Below are 17,540 nucleotides of genomic sequence, written 5' to 3'. Positions count from 1 at the left end.
CCCGCGCTCGGCTGCATCCCGGCGGAAGATGGGGGTAGTCTCAGACGGACTGAATAAGTTACCGCTTAGTAATGTCGCTCGGTTAATTCGAGGCCGCCCCAGGAGCCCCAATGCAACTCGCCGCGATCATCGTGTCGCTGGTCCTGATCGTGGTCGGCGTGGCACTGTTCGGCCGCGCCCTCCTGCAGATCTTCAACTTCATGCGGCTCGGCCAGCCGGTACCGGCCGGGACGCGGACCAACGACCCCGCACAGCGCACCGTCACCGTGGTCAGGGAGTTCCTCGGCCACACCCGGATGAACCGCTGGGGCATCGTCGGTGTGGCGCACTGGTTCGTGGCGGTGGGCTTCTTCTCGCTGCTGCTGACGATCGTCAACGCGATCGGGCAGCTGTTCCAGGCGGACTGGATCCTGCCGATCATCGGTGACTGGGCACCGTACAACGTCTTCGTCGAGTTCCTCGGCACCATGACGACGCTCGGCATCCTGACCCTCATCGTCATCCGGCAGCTGAGCAAGCCGAACAAGCCGGGCCGCAAGTCCCGCTTCGCCGGCTCCAACTTCGGCCAGGCGTACTTCGTCGAGGCCGTCATCCTCATCGTCGGCATCTGCATCTTCATGCTGCACGCCCTGGAGGGCGCCCAGCACCACGTGAACGGCTACGAGGCCTCGTTCTTCATCTCGTACCCGGTCGTCGCGTGGCTGAAGGGCATGAGCGTCTCCACGCTCCAGAACCTCACCTACTTCTTCGCCGGGCTGAAGATCGCGACCTCCTTCATCTGGATGATCACGGTCGCCCTGAAGACCGACATGGGTGTGGCCTGGCACCGCTTCCTCGCGTTCCCGAACATCTGGTTCAAGCGCAACGCCACCGGTGAGACCTCCCTCGGCGCGCTGCTGCCGATGACCTCCGGCGGCAAGCCGATCGACTTCACCGACCCCGGCGAGGACGACGTCTTCGGTGTCTCCCAGGTCGAGCAGTTCTCCTGGAAGGGCCTGCTGGACTTCTCCACCTGCACCGAGTGCGGCCGCTGCCAGTCGCAGTGCCCCGCCTGGAACACCGGCAAGCCGCTCTCCCCGAAGCTCCTGATCATGTCCCTGCGGGACAACGCCCACGCCAAGGCGCCGTACCTGCTGGCCGGCGGCGGCAAGACCGTGGAGGGCGAGGAGAAGGCCTCTGCCGAGGCTCTCAAGGACGTTCCCGCGTCGGCTCTCGCCGAGGCCGAGCGCCCGCTGATCGGCACCGCCGAGGAGAACGGCGTCATCGACCCGGACGTCCTGTGGTCCTGCACCACCTGCGGCGCCTGCGTCGAGCAGTGCCCCGTCGACATCGAGCACATCGACCACATCGTCGACATGCGCCGCTACCAGGTCATGATCGAGTCGGCGTTCCCGTCCGAGGCGGGCACGATGCTCAAGAACCTGGAGAAGAAGGGCAACCCCTGGGGCCTGGCGAAGAAGCAGCGCCTGGAGTGGACCAAGGAGGTCGACTTCGAGATCCCGGTCGTCGGCAAGGACATCGAGGACCTCTCCGAAGTCGAGTACCTGTACTGGGTCGGCTGCGCCGGCGCCCTGGAGGACCGCGCCAAGAAGACCACCAAGGCCTTCGCCGAACTGCTGCACATCGCGGGCGTGAAGTTCGCGATCATGGGCGGCGACGAGAAGTGCACCGGTGACTCCGCCCGCCGCCTCGGCAACGAGCCCCTGTTCCAGGAGCTCGGCATGGAGAACGTCGCCGCACTGAACATGGCGTTCGGCGAGTCCCTCAACGAGGACGGCGAGGTGGACGAGTCGACCAAGAAGCCGAAGTCCGCGAAGAAGATCGTCGCCACCTGCCCGCACTGCCTCAACACGATCGGCAACGAGTACCCGCAGCTCGGCGGCGACTACGAGGTCATCCACCACACCCAGCTGCTGCAGCACCTGGTCGACGAGGGCAAGCTCGTCCCCGTCACCCCGGTCGAGGGCATCATCACCTACCACGACCCCTGCTACCTGGGCCGCCACAACAAGATCTACACGCCCCCGCGCGAGATCATCGGCAAGGTCCCGGGCCTCAGGAACGAGGAGATGCACCGCCACAAGGAGCGCGGCTTCTGCTGCGGCGCCGGCGGCGCCCGGATGTGGATGGAGGAACGGATCGGCAAGCGCATCAACAACGAGCGCGTCGACGAGGCCCTCTCCCTCAACCCGGACATCGTCTCCACCGCCTGCCCGTTCTGCCTGGTCATGCTCACGGACTCCGTGAACGGCAAGAAGAACGACGGCAAGGCCAAGGAGTCCATCCAGGTCGTGGACGTCGCCCAGCTGCTCCTCGACTCGGTGAAGACCCCGCTCGACCCGGCGGGCGAGACCGAGGCCGAGAACGAGCCGGAGCCCGAGCCGGTGAAGTGACAACGGCTCCCTGACGTACGGCGCCCCCTGCTTCGCACAGGCAGGGGGCGCCGTCGTACGAGCGGGCTCAGTCCAGCCACTGCGGCCGCCGGGCAGGGTGTCCGGCGCGTAGTCGGGCTCGGGTTCTTCGCGGCGAAGCGCCCCGCCGAAGAATCCGGACCGCCCTCGCAGGGCCGTCCGGCGACGGGGCGCCGTACGCGTGCTTCCGGATGGCCTCAGGCGTGGGGAACCAGGTTCTGTTCGGTGCCCAGGGTGTTCTTGCCGGTGTCGGCGTACATCGTCGTCTCGCCGTCGGACCAGCGGACGACCAGGTCGTCGGTACGGTGATCGGCCGTGAAGTTGCCGGTGGTCATCACCGCGTTGTGGGTCCCCAGCCCGTTGGGGTTCTGGATGCGCGCCTCGGCGCCGAGGGCGGAGGCGCTGGTGCCGACGTAGTTGTCGAGCTCGCCGTCCGACCACCGCACCATCAGGTCCCACTTCTGGTTGCCGGAGAACTCGCCGGCGGTCAGCAACGTGGCGCGGGTCCATGTGGAGTTGGCGGCCTTGAGCCTGTGCTCCTGCCCGAAGCTTCCGGCGCCCACGTTGGTGTAGAGGGTGAGTTCGCCGTCGGACCNNGCCGGTGCCGTCGAAGTCGCCGGCGGCCATCAGCTTGGCGTGCTCCCACGTCGTGCCACTGCCCATCGAGTAGGGCAGGGACGGCTGGAGGTAGGGGCCGCGATCGGCGTGCAGGCCCTGCTGGGCGTCGTCGTAGTCCTGGAAGAACCGGTCGCCGTGCAGGGGGCTGTAGGTGATCCGGTTGTACAGCGGATCCCCGGGGTCCACATCGGGGCCGCCCCGCAGGAAGCCGCCCACATTGCCGATGATCTCGCCGGTGTCGCCCGAGGGGTCGAGCTTGGAGAACCACGGTCCGCCGGAGACCCCGCCCCACATGCCGGCGCAGTCGATCTGCATCTGGTTGTAGGCCGGCAGCGGAGTCGTCCATACGTTCGCGCAGCGGAACGCGCGGTCCTGCGCGTTGTGCGCCACCATCGGGTAGCCGACGACGGTCACCTGGTTGACGAACCCCGGTGTACGGGCGAGGGTGTTGGCGCCCACGACGTCCTGGACGTTCCGGCCGCCGTTGTCCTTCAGGCTCGCGAAGGCGAAGTCCAGATCGGAGTTGGCGCTCCGGTCCGCGGCGTACTGCGAGTCACGGAACCACTCCTTGACCGGCCACACGCCGAACTGCTGCGCGCTCGCCGTCTTGGCGGAGTCGTACATGGGGACGAACGCCGCGTTGCCACCGACGCAGTGCCCCGCGGTGAGAATGAGGTTGTGCCCTCCGCTCTGCACCACGCTCGCCGTGCAGGAGTGGGCCTTCATGCCCTTGTCCGTGTGGAAGAGGATGCCGACGGACTTGATGCCCTCGAAGTGGTCACCGTCGACAGCGGCCACGCCCGAGCGCGTCTTGCGCGGTGCCGTCCAGCCCTGCGGCCGGGCGGCCCGGCCCGAGGGGTCGGTGGCGGAGGCCATGCGCTCGGGCGTCCAGAACCGGATGGCGTCCTGAACTGTCCAGTTGGCGTTGGCGGTGCCCTTGCCGGTACCGGTATCGGTACCGGTGTCCTTGCCCTTGTCCTTGCTGGACGGCGACGGCGTGGTGGACGTCGAGAGCCGCGGCGCGGAGGCGGTCTTGCCGGTGGGTGCCGGCTTGGCTGCCGCGGATCCGCCGGGCGTCGCGGCCGGGGCCGGTGTGGCGGCCTGTGCCGTTGCCGCGTGGCCCAGCAGCAGTGCGCTGCACAGTGTGGCGGCGGCGGTGAAACGTATTCGTCTGGTGAGCAAGTGCATTGACTCCGGATCAGGCATGTCGAGCGGGCTGGTCGGGCCGGCTTGCGGACATGCGCGAGAAGAAGGGCCGTCACGCAGCGCGAGGCGCGACTGCGTCATATCGACCAGAGCTGTCAGTCGTGCGAGACCCGGCCTGGGACTGGAGCGGGGCTGAAGCGGGACCGAGGACGGTCAGGCCCCAGGCGGCAACTGGGCGTGCCCGGACGGCGATTACCCACCCTGAGCGGGTGCGGCCACCTCGAACGAGCCGGTCCACATCACAGCGCACCCCCCGATGCGTTCCCCCGTGCCGCCGAGAGGCGGCATCAACTCGACCGTGGTCAACGGTCATTGCCCCCATGATCGCACGGTTCGTCAGGATGTGTACATCTGGTAAAGGATGCACACCCCATCCCCACAATCCGCTCCGGCGCCCTACCGCGACCGAGGCGAGCCCAGGTGGATGGTGATCCCGCACACCTGCGCGGGCACGGGTCGGCCATGCACGTCGCGCATCTCCACGAAGGCGCCGTAGTCGCCGCTCGCGGGGTGCGGTACCCGCACATCGATACGGGGGTTGTTGTCGGCCGGAATGAAGCAGCTCCCGTGGGGAGAGGCGGAGGTCTCGTAGAAGAGCGGGAATTCGACCCCGTGGCCGTGGTTCAGCACCAGCCGGATCGGCTTGGTGGTCTTCGGCACCGACGAGACCGACGCCCCCTTGCCCACATACACGTTGAGATCCGGGTTGCCGTCGAAGGCGCAGGCTGTGGTGCCGGGATTGGTGGCACTCAGCATGGCCGCCGGTGCTTTGTCCGACGTGCCGGCGAGGCGGGTCAGCCTCCAGCGCAGCTGCTCGCTTCGGCAGGCGGTCGCTCGTGAGGCGCCTGCCGACGGGGACGCCGGCGTCTGTGACGGTTTGGTGGTCGTCGGTGGCGCGGACGTCCGTGACGGTCCGGTTGTCGGCTTTGCGGCAACGTGGTCACTGCCCCCACCACAGCCCGCAACAGCCAGAACCACCGTCAGACTGATCGCCGAGACCGCTGCAGTCCGCCGTGTCATGCGAACATCCCCCTGGTGAGGCCACCCTGCGGAGGCCGGGCGCCTCCGCTCCTGCCTCCCGGACAGGGAGATGCAGGCGCCCCCGAGCAGGTTCCCTACGCGTTCTTGGGCTCGGCCTGCTGGACGACCTCGAAGGACCACAAGGTCGAACCCGTGGCTGCGGGCTTCGGCTTCTCGCCGCTCTCACCGCCCTGGTGCGCCGCCTTCATGGGGCCCTCAAGCCAAGCCTGGAAGGACTCCTCGTCGCGCCACCGCGTGTAGACGAGGTAGTTGTCGGTGCCGTCGACGGGGCGGAGAAGTTCGAACCACTCGAAGCCGTCGGAGCTCTCCACGGCGTGGGCCCGGTGCGCGAACCGCTTCTCCAGCGTCTCCCGCTGCTCGGCCGGGACGGTCAGTACGTTGATCTTGACTACGCTCATGGCCCCATCCTGCCGCAAGGGTGATCAGGAGAGCGTGAGTGACGTGGTGGAGTGACGTGGCGGTGGGCCGCGGAGCTCTCCACCGCGTGGGCGCGCGAAGCGGCACCTCGGGGCTCGGGAACCCCGGCCGCGGACAGAACGGTCGGCTCCCAGGGCGGCACGGCGGCCCCAAACCCGGGGAGCCCCCTGAGGAACCCCGAACCCTGTCCCTGACAGTCCCTTAGGGGATGTCACAGGTCGGCCGCAAAGCCGGGCCCGCACGCCCGGGGCCCGCACGTCACTCTCCGGGACCAGGTACGTTCGATGACGTGGCTGGATTCAGGATCGGACGCGGGGGCCGGGACAACCGCACCCCCCAAGGACAGCAGGCGCCGCAGGGACCGTCGTACGGCCGGCGCGGACCGCAGCAGGGACAGCCCGCGGGACCGTCGTACGGGCAGCCCACGGGGCCCTCGCGCGGCTACCCGCAGGCGCCGCAGCGGCCGTACCCGCAGCAGTCGTACCCGCACCGGGGGCAGCAGCCGTCGTACCCGGAGCAGGGACAGCCGTACGGCCGGCCCGGGCAGTCGTACGGTCATCCGGGCCCGGCCGACGACGGACCGGAGTACTTCGGCGACGACGGCGGCTACCCGGCCGGCGCCCCGGGGCAGGACCCGTACGCGGCCAACAACCCGGGCCACACCCAGGCGTTCTCGGTCGACGAGGCCGCCGGCTACACCCAGGGCTCGACCTACCAGGCCGGTTCGACCGCGGCGCCCGCGGCTCCACTGGGCCCGCCGCTGCACTGGAAGGAACTGCTGAAGGGGATCATCTTCTCCCCGAACCAGACCTTCCTGCGCATGCGGGACTACACGATGTGGGCCCCGGCGCTCATCACCACCTTCCTCTACGGCCTGCTCGCCGTCTTCGGCTTCGACGGCGCCCGCAAGGACGCGATCGGCGCGACGCTCTCCAACGCGGTGCCGATCGTCCTGATCACGGCGGTCGTGATGGTGTTCGGCCTGTTCATCCTGGGCGTGGTCACGCACACCCTGGCCCGCCAGCTCGGCGGCGACGGCGCCTGGCAGCCGACGGTCGGCCTGTCCATGCTCATCACATCCCTGACGGACGCGCCGCGCCTGGTCGTCGCCATGTTCTTCGGCGGCGACGCGAGCTTCGTCCAGCTCCTCGGCTGGGCCACCTGGATCGGCGCGGGCGCCCTGCTGGCCCTGATGGTCTCCCGCTCCCACGACCTGCCCTGGCCGAAGGCGCTGGGCGCGTCCGCGATCCAGCTGATCGCGCTGCTGTCGATAGTGAAGCTGGGCACGTTCTAGTACGCGGACCGGTCCTCGTGACCGGCACACGAGAGGGCCCCGGCGAGGAAGCCGGGGCCCTTTTCCGTACCCGGAACAGGAACGACCAAGGTCAGGATCAGGGTCGGGATCAGGCGTCGAGAACCTGCCCGGCCCGCTTCACGACGGGCGGCTTGACGCTCGAAGCTGATTGAACTGAATGAGGATAGTAGGCTCTTTCCCCATCGTCGCAGCATGGCGCAGCTAGGGGAGGGCCCGACAGTGGCGCGCAAGGTGGGGATCTACACCCGCATCTCGCGGGACGACGAGGGCGAGGCGTTAGGCGTCGCCCGGCAGCAAGCGGACTGCGAGCGTCTCGCCGATCTCCGTTCCTGGCAGGCCGTGAAGGTCTACGAGGACAACGACGTGTCCGCGTTCAAGCGCAACGTGGTGCGCGACGAGTTCGAGCTGATGCTGAAGGATCTCCGCGCCGGGCTCATCGACGGGATCGTGGCGTACGACCTCGACCGTCTCGCCCGCCAGCCGCGCGACCTTGAGCGACTGATCGAGATCTTCGACGAGCGGCCACGACTGGAGTTCGCGACGGTCACCAATGACGTGAACCTGGGGACGCCGGACGGCCGCACCATGGCCCGGATCATGGTGGCGTTCGCCAACAAGTCTTCCCATGACGCCTCACGCCGGATCAGGCGCAAGCACCTGGAGTTGGCCCAGCAGGGAAAGGACAGCGGCGGTCCGGCGCCGTACGGTTGGCGCAGGGACGATCGGAGCAAGGTCGACCCCGAGGCCGCGAAGGCGATCCGGGCAGCACAGCGGGAAGTGCTGGCCGGAGTCCGCATCGGAACAATTCGAACGCGGTGGCAGGAACAGGGGCTGGGGAACCCGCGCGAGGGCACCAAGCGCATGGCCCACCACCACGTCGAGCACATCCTCACCAACCCCCGGTTGGTCGGCTACCGGACGTATCACGGCGAGATTCTGTACGGCGACGACGGACAGCCCGTCATGGGTGACTGGGAGCCGATCAACACCGTCGAGGAGTGGGAGGCGGTGTGCGCAACGATTGCCGAGCGCAAGCAGCAGCGGCCCGGACAGTCACTCGCCCGCAAGTACCTCCTCTCCGGCATCGCGCGATGCGGACTGTGCAAGACCAAGATCCGGGGACAGCTCAACCGCAAGTGGCAGCCCGGCTCCAAGGCATCGAAGTACAGCTACCAGTGCTCAGTGGTCAACGGCGGGTGCGGCAAGGTCGGGCGCGTGGGTCAGCCCGTGGACAAACACATCGTCCGGTTGGTGCTTGAGGAGAAGCGTGAGAAGGCCGCAGGTTCCGATGCGCCCGAGGATCAGCGGTGGCCACGAGAGCAGGAGTTGGAGGAGGTGAACGCCGACATCCGCCAACTCCTTACAGCGGAGAACACGAAGCAGATCAGCGTTTCGATGCTCTTGCAGTTGCTGCCTGCCAAGGAGCGACTCCGAGACGAACTGAAGCTTGAGCGGTCCCGGTTCTACAAGGAACAGAAGCAGAGGGAGGCGAAGGGCCGCACCGAGGACCTGACGGAAGAGGAGTTCTTCGATCTCCCCATCGAGCGCCAACAGGAGATCATCCTTCACAGCCTGTCGGCGGTGATCATCCACCCGGCAGGTAGGGGAAAGCGGATCTTCGATCCTGATCTGATCGAGCCTGTCTGGCGGGAGTGACGTCGGACCACAGAAACGCCGAGAGGCCCCGGAGCGCCCGGGGCCTGTTGCCATGTGATCCTTCGGTGCAGCCGCCGAGCGCGTTCTACCCACGCCCTGTCCCGTGCCGGAGCCCGCGCAAGATGCTTCTTGATCCATTCTACTTCTACGAGATGGACGCCTACCGACTCCTCGGATACGACGAGCGCGCCGCAGCCCACGCCCGATCGATGATCCGTATCAGCACCGGCCCGGATGGCACTGAGATCTCACCCATGCGCGCCGCAGAAGCCCGCCTCACACTCGGAGTGGCCGCCGCCCGCATGGGCGAGATCGAAGAGGCCATCGGCATGGGCATCAAGGCCCTGGAAGCCGACCGCAAGTCCCTCCCGTCCCTGCTTTTAGTCGCTGACGAACTGGACAACGAACTCAGGTCCCGATACCCCCGCGAAGCCGCCTCACGCGACTTCCACGAGCAGGTCATGACGATCAAGCGAGGAACCGCCAGGCCGGAGCTGCCATTCTGAGCGGCGTCATGTAGCTAGGTAGGACTCCGCTTCAATATCAACAGGATCCAGTCTTCTCATGGCTGGCCGGAGGAATCGAGGCGTGACTTTTCCCGAGTTGCATCGCATGCAACTGAGCGCCATGCTTAAAGCGTCACTTGGCGCTCAGCGTCTGGCCATCCGCTAGTCGCCCAAACGGATCCGCAAGCGACCACGCGCTATCTCCTTAGATGCAGCGCTATTGCCCTGGAGATGATTCCCTATGGGCGCTCCAGTTGACCCTTCACGCGAGTATGTGGAGTTGGCCCACGAAACGGCCATGAGATATTTCTCCGAACAAGATGCAACGATCGGAAATCTGAGAAATAGAGCTAGTGGACTATCCGTCATATCCGCGTTCGTTGTGACATTCGCGTCAACTGTAGGACTACTTGGAGGGAAGTCCGCACCGGCGTTCCCTAGGGCGGTATCCATCGCGCTTTGGGCTGTAATTGCGCTACAAGTGGGCCTCGTCATGGCCATCCTGTGGCCCGTGAAGGTGTGGCATGGGCCAGACTTGGAGGACATGCTCAACGCTGACCGCTGGAATGCTGGCAGACGTGTCATCGATGAGCGCTCTGTGCGAGCACTCTATGGCCGACTGACCGCGAATGGCCGCAAGATAACAAGGTTTAATCTCCTATACGAGGCGGCCATTGCTTGCCTAATCGCTGAAGTCTCCATCATCCTGGGAACGGTTGTCGCGAAGGGGTAATGATGTGCACTGGCGGTGACGTACTCACAGGGGGATGGAACGCCGAGATTCATGTCGTCACATCGGATCCCAACGAGCTTATTCAGGTTGAAAAAGATCTGCAAAATGCAATCTGGGAGGCGGGAGTTCGGGACGTCAAGGTGGAAGGCATCACTGACAACCCCGATCAGGGGCGCCGATGGAGTGCGGGGGTTGAAGGCGCAGGAAAAGATATCGTCAGCGCCATTCAAGCCCTGCGAAATTCTATAGAACGCGGCACCATCTCAGTTCACGCCACCTGGGAATTCAGCCCTAGCGATAAGTAGCGCGACGGTAGGCAGTCGGACACCGCCATTCATTGTGGAGTTCAGTAAACGTTACGATCGGATGCGTGCCGGGGCCCCAATTGTGAGAAGTCTGCACCGCGTTGCAACGGCAGGACACAATCTCACGAGCTTAGACGTTTGCATCTGCCCGACGCCTCCACACACAAGGCGGCAACGGGGCGCCGAGGCCAGATCGGGCCAGTGCCAGACGAGCGTCAGAGAGCATCTTTCGACGGCGTGATCGGCGTGCCAGACTTACGGCATGGAGGCAACACAGACCACGGGAAGTTGATCCAGTCGTCGGTCCGCTTCCAGACGTACTCGCACTTCACGAGGGAGTGGGACTTCTCATAGATCACCGCGGAGCGCACCTCGGCGACGGTGTCCAGGCAGAAGTCGCGCACGAGCTTGAGCGTCTTGCCGGTGTCGGCGACGTCATCGGTGATCAGCACCTTCTTGTCGGAGAAGTCGATCACGTTGGGGACGGGCGCGAGCATGACCGGCATTTCCAGGGTGGTCCCCACCCCGGTGTAGAACTCGACGTTCACCAGATGGATGTTCTTGCAGTCGAGGGCGTACGCGAGCCCACCCGCGACGAACACGCCGCCCCGGGCGATGCTGAGCACGATGTCGGGTTCGTACCCGTCGTCGGCGACGGTCTGCGCCAGCTCGCGGATGGCGGCGCCGAACGCCTCGTAGGTCAGGTTCTCCCGCACGCCCTGCGTGTCACTCATGCCGCTGTCGTCCTCATACCTGGGTCCGATGGAAATTGACGAAGGACCGCGAGGCGGTCGGCCCGCGCTGCCCCTGGTAGCGGGAGCCGTAGCGCTCACTGCCGTAGGGGAACTCGGCGGGCGAGGTCAGCCGGAACATGCACAGCTGGCCGATCTTCATCCCCGGCCAGAGCTTGATCGGGAGCGTGGCGAGATTGGACAGCTCAAGGGTGACGTGCCCGCTGAAGCCGGGGTCGATGAACCCGGCGGTGGAGTGGGTGACCAGCCCGAGCCGCCCGAGCGAGGACTTCCCTTCGAGCCGCGAGGCGAGATCATCGGGAAGCGAGATCACCTCGTACGTGGAGGCGAGCACGAACTCCCCGGGATGCAGAATGAACGGCTCGTCCCCGTCCGGCTCGACCAGCCGGGTCAGATCGGGCTGCTCGACCGAGGGGTCGATGTGCGGGTACCGGTGGTTCTCGAACACCCGGAAGTACCGGTCCAGTCGTACGTCGATGCTCGACGGCTGCACCATGGTTTCGTCATAGGGATCGATCCGTACCCGCCCGGCGTCGATCTCGGCCCGGATGTCCTTGTCTGAGAGAAGCACGTAGCGAGGATACGCAAGGCGCGCGGAGCCGTGACAATCGTGACGGCTCCGCGCGCCTGCGTTACCGCTGCCTGCCGGTGTTACGGCTGCTTGCCTGCGCAAGCCTGCTTGCTTCTGTTACCGGTGTCACCGCTGCGGCCTGTCTGTGTCCGCCACGGCCTCCGCCCGCTAGCGCTTCTCCAGGGCGACCGGCACCACACTGCGGAGCCGGGCACACCGGGGACACCTCATGAGCCGGCCGGGGCCGAGCCGATCGGCCTGCTGCATCGGGAACGAAGCGGTGCTGAAGACGTGCCCGTCCGCGCAGCGGACGACGGTGCGTTCCATCAAGTCCCTTAAGTCCCTTCCCCAAGAGCCTCGTCGGGCCTACCCACGCCCTGACGACAAAAGCCACATTACGGGATTAAAGAGAGGGCCTTCCAGGCGGCACTCCGGCCTCACCCGACCCCTCCGCCAGGCCTCCACGGTACGCCCCAACTCGCCCCGCCCGCAGCCGGATCCCGCCCCTGAAACAGACTCAGCCCCCGAGGGTCCGGGCACCAGGGGTCTGCGATGATGTACAGTGAGCAAGGTCCGGACAAGGACTCCGCGAGGATCATGTCCGTACTTACGCGGGTGTAGTTTAATGGTAGAACATCAGCTTCCCAAGCTGAGAGCGCGAGTTCGATTCTCGTCACCCGCTCCAGAGAGAAACCCCAGGTCGGTGGCCTGGGGTTTGTTTGTTGTCTAGTCCAATTCGGGGGTGGCGTGCCCTCTTCGTGCCCTAAGCCGAGACCAGGCGGCAGCCACAAGGGCTACCGAACGCCACTTTCGCGCGCGGGTCCGCGCGCGGCGAGGACGAGCCAGGATGCAGTGCGTCAGACGCACGCCAACCTCGCGCGTCTGATCCTCGCCCTCCAGCTGGAACAACGGGGACTGGTCCGGGTCTAGCGTGTCCTGACGGGTGAGAACTCCGAGGTTGCCCTCACCGACGACGGTGTCCTTGAAGCCAGACGCCTCAGAGCACTCCTGTGATGCCCTGATGCACTGGCTCTTTCGGGCGGGGCGCGGGCGTGGTCTCGTCCGCCGTGCACCCACTGAGCCGCGACAACCTGAGCCGGCAGCAGAGGGCAAGGAAGTCTGGCTGCTGTTCGACAACGAACGGGGACGATTCCCGCTCTACGCTGGTGAATCCGTGTGGATCGAGTACGCCGAGACCTCCATGACTCAGGTGATCGAGGTGCGGCCCAGCCAGCGCATGCGAGACCTCGGCGTCGTCCATCGAGCGCATCGGCCAGGTACACCCCTTCGCCAAGGGCATGGGTATCGCCGCCCCGCAGATCGGCATCGCCCGCGCAGCGGCCGTCGTCCTGCCGCCCGACGACGCCTCCGCCGTCGCCCTCCTCATCCGCCACGAAATCGACCACCTCGACGGCCTGCCAAACGGAGTCGAGTCCATTCCCGTGGAGGAATACCGTCAGCACGGCTCCGGCCTCACAGTGGCGCGGCCCCGCCTCCTCCCTTCCATGGAGAGCCTGCCGAATGTGAAGGGAGCCCCGTTACACCCCCGCGAAGGGGTCGTTGACGAATCATGAGTGATCCATACGACTCTCCTATTGCCGTCACTGGGCGCGACGACTCGAACGAGGCCGTTGTGACAGCCGTGCGACAGCTCTCCCGGAGCACCGTCTGGACGGTGCAGGGCAAGGTGCCGTTCGACTTCGCCGCCCATCACCCCCAGGGCATCACCCGCGGTCACGATCACCGGCTCTACGTGTCGACCGCCGAGATCATCGAAGCGACAAGGCCGTACGACAAGCCCGTGGACGGCTACGACCGCACGCCCGGTCGTGGCGTCGGGCATGTGTTCGTCACGAGCGCCGAGGGCGCGGCGCTGGGTCACGTCACCGTGGGCGAGGACACGGTCTACCACCCCGGCGGCATCGACTTCGACGGTGATTCCCTCTGGGTGCCGACCGCTGAGTACCGGCCCGACTCCCGCTCCATCGTCTACCGCGTGGATCCCGGCACTCTGGCCGTCACCGAGGCGTTCCGCTTCGACGACCACATCGGGGGCATCGTCCGCGACCGCGAGACCGGCCTGCTGCACGCCGTGACGTGGGGATCCAGGCGGCTGCTCACTTTCACCGCCGAAGGGCGGCTCGTCCATCGGGTCGACAACAAGAGCCACTTCGTCGACTACCAGACCTGCGTCACGGCCGGCGGCGGTCACATGGTGTGCACCGGTATCGCGGAGTACCCGCTCGCGGGCACTGGCGTCTTCAGTCTCGGCGGTATCGCTGTCGTGGACGTCAAGTCGGGCCGGATCGAGCACGAGGCTCCGGTGACGACCCTGTCTCCGGCCGGCCGTGTCGTCACTTACAACGCGGTCCATCTGGAGATCGACGGCAGCACCCTACGGATGTTCGCCGCACCCGACGACGGCGAAGCGGCGGGCGACTCTCATCTGCTCACGCTGGAGACACCGCTTGCATGACCTTTCGGGCCGTGCTGGTCACGCCCGTACGGCCAGGAAGTAGCGCCCGCGGTAGATCAGTTCACCGTCCAGCTCCATGCTCAGGCTCTCGGGGGTGAAGCGACGCCGGAAGATCGGGTAGGTGGCCCCGTCGACGGTCCGCAGCTCCGTCTGCTCCTCGTGCAGGTCGCCGTCACTGCGCAGGTCGATCACGATCAGCTCGCGGGCCGTACGCCGCGCTTCGGCGAGGAAGACGGCCCGCTCAGGCGGTCTGAGCAGCCCGTAGAAGTTGCCCGTGACGATGCGGTCCAGGCCACCGGTAGCAAACGGCAGCGGCGGAAACAGGCCCTGCACTCTCCGGGCCTGCGGCACCCGGGCGTGCGTCAGCTGAAGCATCTCCGCACTCTGGTCCAGGGCGACGACGTCGCCGCGCAGGAACTGGGTCCACACGCCCGTCCCGCAGGCGACATCCACCACCCGCCCCTCCGGCAGGGTGTTGAGCAGCTTCCCGATCTCGGCCGTCTCCCGGTCCAGTCCGGCGTTCACCATCTCGTCCCCGCGATAGCTGGTCTCGTCGTAGACCGGGGCACGATGCCGGTAGTACTGCTCCCGCACTAAGTCACGCATGGCCCGAGAGCTACCCCCGAGTGAACACAGCACAAACCGCCGGCCGTTACCCGGCATCGGATCAGCCGCCTGGAACAAGATCAGTCGAGACCTGTCCCGGCTCGCCGACCGCCGGAGCTGTCTGGCCTACGGTCGGCCGGGCTCGGATCGCAAACCCGTTCATGTGATCACTCGATGCGGTAATTCGGGCAAAGCGGAGTGATCACACGGTCATCCTGTGATCGGCAGCGCAGCGAGCCGGCGTGTGCCGCATCTGACCGACAACGCAGGGGGATCGGTATGACATCCACTCCGAAAAGCGGCCGGGGTCTGGACGAGCAGGCGGTCCTGCTCGTCGCGGGTCTGGCGGACCTGGCAGTGAGCACCATCGGCTCGGCCGCCGGAACCATGCAGCAACTGCTGCGCCGGTCTGACGGGCCCGAACTCGCACGGGATGCGCAGCGGGACCTGATGGCCCGCGGCCGTATCGCCCTGGATCGCATCGCATCTGCTCCCCCGGCCCACCTGGAGGTGCTGGCCCAGCACGCTGTGGCCCGGCAGGCGGCGTCCGCCAGCGATGTCTGACCGCTGGGATCCGGCCGGATTCAAAGACCGTATCGACGCCCTTCTGGACGACTTCCTGACAGGCGAAGCCGAACAGCTTCTCGCGATCGACGACGCTCTGCAGCCGGTCGCCGAGCAGTTGCAGGTGGCCGCGCGGCACGGCAAGCGCCTGAGGGCGGCATTCTGCTACTGGGGGTGGCGTGCGGCCGGCCAGCCCGACAGCGACGCCCTGATGCGTGCGGCTGCCTCCATGGAGCTCGTCCATGCCGCGGCGATCGTCCACGACGACATCATCGACGACAGCCCACTGCGTCATCACCTGCCCACCGTTCACGTCTCCCTGCAGGCCGCCCTCACCGGGCGTCCACAGGCGCGCGCTGCCGCCCGCTCGCTGGCCATGCTGGTCGGGGATCACCTGATGGCGCTGGCGGGGCAGTTGTTCGCCGCCAGTGGCCTTCCCGGCGCCTACCTGGCCAGGGCCAGGCCGATGTGGGCGGAACTCGCGCGGGAACTGATCGCGGGCGAATGCCTGGAGATCCTGAGCACGGGCGCCCACCCGGACCCGGACGTGTCCCTGAAGGTCGTCCGCTACAAGACGGCCAAGTACACCGTCGAGCAGCCCCTGCTCATCGGTGCCCTGCTCGCGGGCGCCTCCCCGGAGCTGCGGGCCGCCCTGTCCGCGTACGGGCTTCCGCTGGGGGAGGCATTCCAGCTGCGCGACGATCTGCTGGGCCTCTTCGGCGAACCGGAGCGCACGGGCAAGGCCAGCCTGGACGACATCCGCGGCCACCGGCCCACCGCGCTGCTGGCCATGACCTGGCAGGCCGCCCTTCCCGCACAGCGTGAGCGTCTGGCCGGCGTGCTGGGGCGCCGTGACCTCGACGAGAAGCACCTGCGGGACGTACGCGAGCTGATGGTCGCGGTCAAGGCCCCGGAACAAGTGGAAAACATGATCGCCTCCCGAGTGCGGGAAGCCGTCGGCCGCCTGGGCGGGCTCGACACGTCTCAGCAAGCGCGGAGGGCGCTGACCGCTCTGGCCCACTCCGCCACCGACCGCCGCAACTGACCCCGCTCCGCGCAACGGCCCCCGCACACCCCGTGCAGCCTGTCGAGGAGGACTGCTCACATGACCTACACCGAAGCCTCGATGAACGCCCTGCGCCAGTCCGGCGACGAACTAGCCGACGCCGTCGTGGCCACACTGTTCGAGCGGGGGGAGGTCGGCAAGTTCAACACCCTGATGCGCTACGTCTCCACCGCCGGCTCACCCCTGCCCGATGGACTGCCCGAGGTCGCCCGCGAGTACCTCCAGACCACCAGCGTGCCCCCGTCCTGGGTGGACTGGGGCGAGATGGAGAAGGCCCGGCTGTTCTTCATCGACAACAACGTGCACATCTCCACCGCTCTGTCCTTCGCCTCCATGCCCGCCTGCTACGTCGTGCCGCACGTCGCGAAGCTGCTGTCCGCCACGCACGGGCTGAACTACCCGTCCAAGCGGATGGCGGAGACAGGCCAGTTCACCGTCTACCTGATGCAGCCCGGTGCCTTCGAAGCAGGCAGCCGCTTCATCCCCGCCGCGCAGAAGGTCCGTCTCCTGCATGCCTCCATCCGCCACCACCTCAAGCGCGAGAACCGCTGGGACACCGAGGCCATGGGGACGCCGATCTGCCAGGAGGACATGATCGGCGGGCAGATGTTCTTCTCCCTCCTCGTCCTGGACAGCCTGCACCGGCTCGGGATCCACATGTCCACCGAAGGCGCCGAAGCGTACTTCTACGCATGGCGCGTGGTCGGCGCCATCCTCGGGGTCGACCAGGGCGCCGTGCCCAAAACCCTGGACGAGGCCCGGCAGTTCCTCGACCTGTACATGATCCGCCACATGGGCCCTTCGGAAGAGGGCGCCCATCTGACACGACAGCTGATCGACCTCTACGAGGAGGTCGTCCCCGGCACCTTCTTCGACCCCATCGTCTCCGCCCTCCTCCGCTATCTCGTCGGCGACACCTGCGCCGACTGGCTCCGGGTCCCCCGCACCGGCTGGGACAGCGTGGTCAAGATCCTGCCCAGCCTGCTCGGCGTGCTGGAGACCATCGAGGACAGCTCACCGCTGGGCGCCTGGGCTCTGGACCGCCTCGGCCACCTCACCACCGTCTTCGAGCTGTCCTCCCTCACCCGCGGCCGCGTCATGCACTACGCCATCCCCGAACAGCTGAAGAAGGACTTCGGCATCAGCGGCAACGTGCCCCCCACCCATCGCTGGACTCCTCCCGCACCCACCGTCGCGCCCTGACGGTGCCGCTGCAGAAGGCGAGCATGACGGCGCCTACGAGCCGCGCGCCCCTAGGGCGTGTTTCAGAAGTGGATCAAGGTCGTGCGATGATCAC

Annotated in this window: 16 protein-coding genes, 1 tRNA gene and 1 pseudogene; 11 read left to right on the top strand and 7 right to left on the bottom strand. The window is 66.8% G+C overall.

Features of this window, described 5'->3' with window-relative positions; genetic code table 11:
* The first annotated feature begins 110 nt into the window (after window positions 1-110).
* Window positions 111-2,393, top strand: a complete 2,283-nt coding sequence (locus AV521_RS35330) for a (Fe-S)-binding protein (RefSeq protein ID WP_076094462.1) — start codon at window positions 111-113, stop codon at window positions 2,391-2,393.
* A 215-nt stretch (window positions 2,394-2,608) separates the two neighbouring features.
* Here AV521_RS35330 and AV521_RS35325 read toward each other — a convergent pair whose 3' ends face one another.
* From AV521_RS35325 to AV521_RS35310, 4 genes and pseudogenes are all read right to left on the bottom strand, one after another.
* Entirely contained in the window at window positions 2,609-2,974 is a 366-nt protein-coding gene (locus AV521_RS35325) for a hypothetical protein (protein WP_076094460.1), read from the bottom strand.
* Window positions 2,975-3,344: 370 nt separating this feature from the next.
* Window positions 3,345-3,755: pseudogene (locus tag AV521_RS52910) on the bottom strand (serine protease); the annotation flags it as partial.
* An 876-nt stretch (window positions 3,756-4,631) separates the two neighbouring features.
* The gene (locus AV521_RS52905) at window positions 4,632-4,991 is read right to left on the bottom strand and encodes a hypothetical protein (protein ID WP_079249554.1); all 360 of its coding nucleotides are present in this window, start codon (window positions 4,989-4,991) and stop codon (window positions 4,632-4,634) included.
* A 359-nt stretch (window positions 4,992-5,350) separates the two neighbouring features.
* Entirely contained in the window at window positions 5,351-5,674 is a 324-nt protein-coding gene (locus AV521_RS35310; protein ID WP_076094456.1) for an antibiotic biosynthesis monooxygenase, read from the bottom strand.
* A gap of 227 nt (window positions 5,675-5,901) precedes the next feature.
* Between AV521_RS35310 and AV521_RS35305 the strand changes: the two genes are divergently transcribed.
* From AV521_RS35305 to AV521_RS48835, 4 genes are all read left to right on the top strand, one after another.
* Complete coding sequence (locus AV521_RS35305; protein ID WP_179023630.1) at window positions 5,902-6,987, top strand: Yip1 family protein; 1,086 nt, start codon at window positions 5,902-5,904, stop codon at window positions 6,985-6,987.
* Window positions 6,988-7,200: 213 nt separating this feature from the next.
* A complete protein-coding gene (locus AV521_RS35300; RefSeq protein WP_256725795.1) occupies window positions 7,201-8,664 on the top strand; it encodes a recombinase family protein in 1,464 nt (487 codons plus the stop codon).
* A 122-nt stretch (window positions 8,665-8,786) separates the two neighbouring features.
* Window positions 8,787-9,170, top strand: a complete 384-nt coding sequence (locus tag AV521_RS35295; protein WP_076094451.1) for a hypothetical protein — start codon at window positions 8,787-8,789, stop codon at window positions 9,168-9,170.
* Window positions 9,171-9,905: 735 nt separating this feature from the next.
* Window positions 9,906-10,208, top strand: coding sequence for a hypothetical protein (locus AV521_RS48835; protein ID WP_143658702.1), 303 nt, complete (start codon window positions 9,906-9,908; stop codon window positions 10,206-10,208).
* Between the two features lie 215 nt (window positions 10,209-10,423).
* On the opposite strand, the gene AV521_RS35290 is transcribed toward AV521_RS48835, so the two are convergent.
* Window positions 10,424-10,942, bottom strand: a complete 519-nt coding sequence (locus AV521_RS35290) for a phosphoribosyltransferase (RefSeq protein ID WP_076094449.1) — start codon at window positions 10,940-10,942, stop codon at window positions 10,424-10,426.
* Between the two features lie 13 nt (window positions 10,943-10,955).
* Complete coding sequence (gene dcd / locus AV521_RS35285; protein ID WP_076094448.1) at window positions 10,956-11,531, bottom strand: dCTP deaminase; 576 nt, start codon at window positions 11,529-11,531, stop codon at window positions 10,956-10,958.
* 611 nt (window positions 11,532-12,142) lie between these two features.
* On the opposite strand from dcd, the gene AV521_RS35280 reads away from it, so the two are divergent.
* The 3 genes from AV521_RS35280 to AV521_RS35270 all read left to right on the top strand — a co-directional run bounded on the left by AV521_RS35280 (window position 12,143) and on the right by AV521_RS35270 (window position 14,007).
* Window positions 12,143-12,216: transfer RNA gene (locus AV521_RS35280), tRNA-Gly, on the top strand.
* 613 nt (window positions 12,217-12,829) lie between these two features.
* On the top strand, window positions 12,830-13,105 hold the full coding sequence (locus AV521_RS51450) for a hypothetical protein (RefSeq protein WP_256725794.1): 276 nt from the start codon (window positions 12,830-12,832) through the stop codon (window positions 13,103-13,105).
* A 59-nt stretch (window positions 13,106-13,164) separates the two neighbouring features.
* Entirely contained in the window at window positions 13,165-14,007 is an 843-nt protein-coding gene (locus AV521_RS35270) for a DUF6454 family protein (RefSeq protein WP_079249553.1), read from the top strand.
* A gap of 18 nt (window positions 14,008-14,025) precedes the next feature.
* On the opposite strand, the gene AV521_RS35265 is transcribed toward AV521_RS35270, so the two are convergent.
* Complete coding sequence (locus AV521_RS35265) at window positions 14,026-14,613, bottom strand: class I SAM-dependent methyltransferase (RefSeq protein ID WP_179023628.1); 588 nt, start codon at window positions 14,611-14,613, stop codon at window positions 14,026-14,028.
* Between the two features lie 279 nt (window positions 14,614-14,892).
* Between AV521_RS35265 and AV521_RS35260 the strand changes: the two genes are divergently transcribed.
* From AV521_RS35260 to AV521_RS35250, 3 genes are read left to right on the top strand one after another with little or no spacing between them, the layout of a single operon-like run.
* A complete protein-coding gene (locus tag AV521_RS35260; RefSeq protein ID WP_076094441.1) occupies window positions 14,893-15,177 on the top strand; it encodes a polyprenyl synthetase in 285 nt (94 codons plus the stop codon).
* Window positions 15,170-16,222, top strand: a complete 1,053-nt coding sequence (locus AV521_RS35255; RefSeq protein WP_076094439.1) for a polyprenyl synthetase family protein — start codon at window positions 15,170-15,172, stop codon at window positions 16,220-16,222. Before AV521_RS35260 ends, AV521_RS35255 begins: the two co-directional genes overlap by 8 nt.
* Before the next feature lie 60 nt (window positions 16,223-16,282).
* Complete coding sequence (locus tag AV521_RS35250; protein ID WP_076094437.1) at window positions 16,283-17,446, top strand: oxygenase MpaB family protein; 1,164 nt, start codon at window positions 16,283-16,285, stop codon at window positions 17,444-17,446.
* Window positions 17,447-17,540 lie beyond the last annotated feature (94 nt).

It is taken from the genome of Streptomyces sp. IMTB 2501 (genome assembly GCF_001953885.1).
GTDB lineage: Bacteria > Actinomycetota > Actinomycetes > Streptomycetales > Streptomycetaceae > Streptomyces.
This window is presented reverse-complemented; position numbering and strand designations above follow the sequence as displayed.

Excerpts from the sequence above, each read along its gene's own strand:
- AV521_RS35330 (WP_076094462.1), top strand. The coding sequence starts at position 111 with ATGCAACTCGCCGCGATCATCGTGTCGCTGGTCCTGATCGTGGTCGGC.
- AV521_RS52905 (WP_079249554.1), bottom strand. The coding sequence starts at position 4,991 with ATGCTGAGTGCCACCAATCCCGGCACCACAGCCTGCGCCTTCGACGGC.
- AV521_RS35310 (WP_076094456.1), bottom strand. The coding sequence starts at position 5,674 with ATGAGCGTAGTCAAGATCAACGTACTGACCGTCCCGGCCGAGCAGCGG.
- AV521_RS35305 (WP_179023630.1), top strand. The coding sequence starts at position 5,902 with ATGTCACAGGTCGGCCGCAAAGCCGGGCCCGCACGCCCGGGGCCCGCA.
- AV521_RS35300 (WP_256725795.1), top strand. The coding sequence starts at position 7,201 with ATGGCGCAGCTAGGGGAGGGCCCGACAGTGGCGCGCAAGGTGGGGATC.
- AV521_RS35295 (WP_076094451.1), top strand. The coding sequence starts at position 8,787 with ATGCTTCTTGATCCATTCTACTTCTACGAGATGGACGCCTACCGACTC.
- AV521_RS48835 (WP_143658702.1), top strand. The coding sequence starts at position 9,906 with ATGTGCACTGGCGGTGACGTACTCACAGGGGGATGGAACGCCGAGATT.
- AV521_RS35290 (WP_076094449.1), bottom strand. The coding sequence starts at position 10,942 with ATGAGTGACACGCAGGGCGTGCGGGAGAACCTGACCTACGAGGCGTTC.
- AV521_RS51450 (WP_256725794.1), top strand. The coding sequence starts at position 12,830 with ATGGGTATCGCCGCCCCGCAGATCGGCATCGCCCGCGCAGCGGCCGTC.
- AV521_RS35265 (WP_179023628.1), bottom strand. The coding sequence starts at position 14,613 with ATGCGTGACTTAGTGCGGGAGCAGTACTACCGGCATCGTGCCCCGGTC.
- AV521_RS35260 (WP_076094441.1), top strand. The coding sequence starts at position 14,893 with ATGACATCCACTCCGAAAAGCGGCCGGGGTCTGGACGAGCAGGCGGTC.
- AV521_RS35255 (WP_076094439.1), top strand. The coding sequence starts at position 15,170 with ATGTCTGACCGCTGGGATCCGGCCGGATTCAAAGACCGTATCGACGCC.
- AV521_RS35250 (WP_076094437.1), top strand. The coding sequence starts at position 16,283 with ATGACCTACACCGAAGCCTCGATGAACGCCCTGCGCCAGTCCGGCGAC.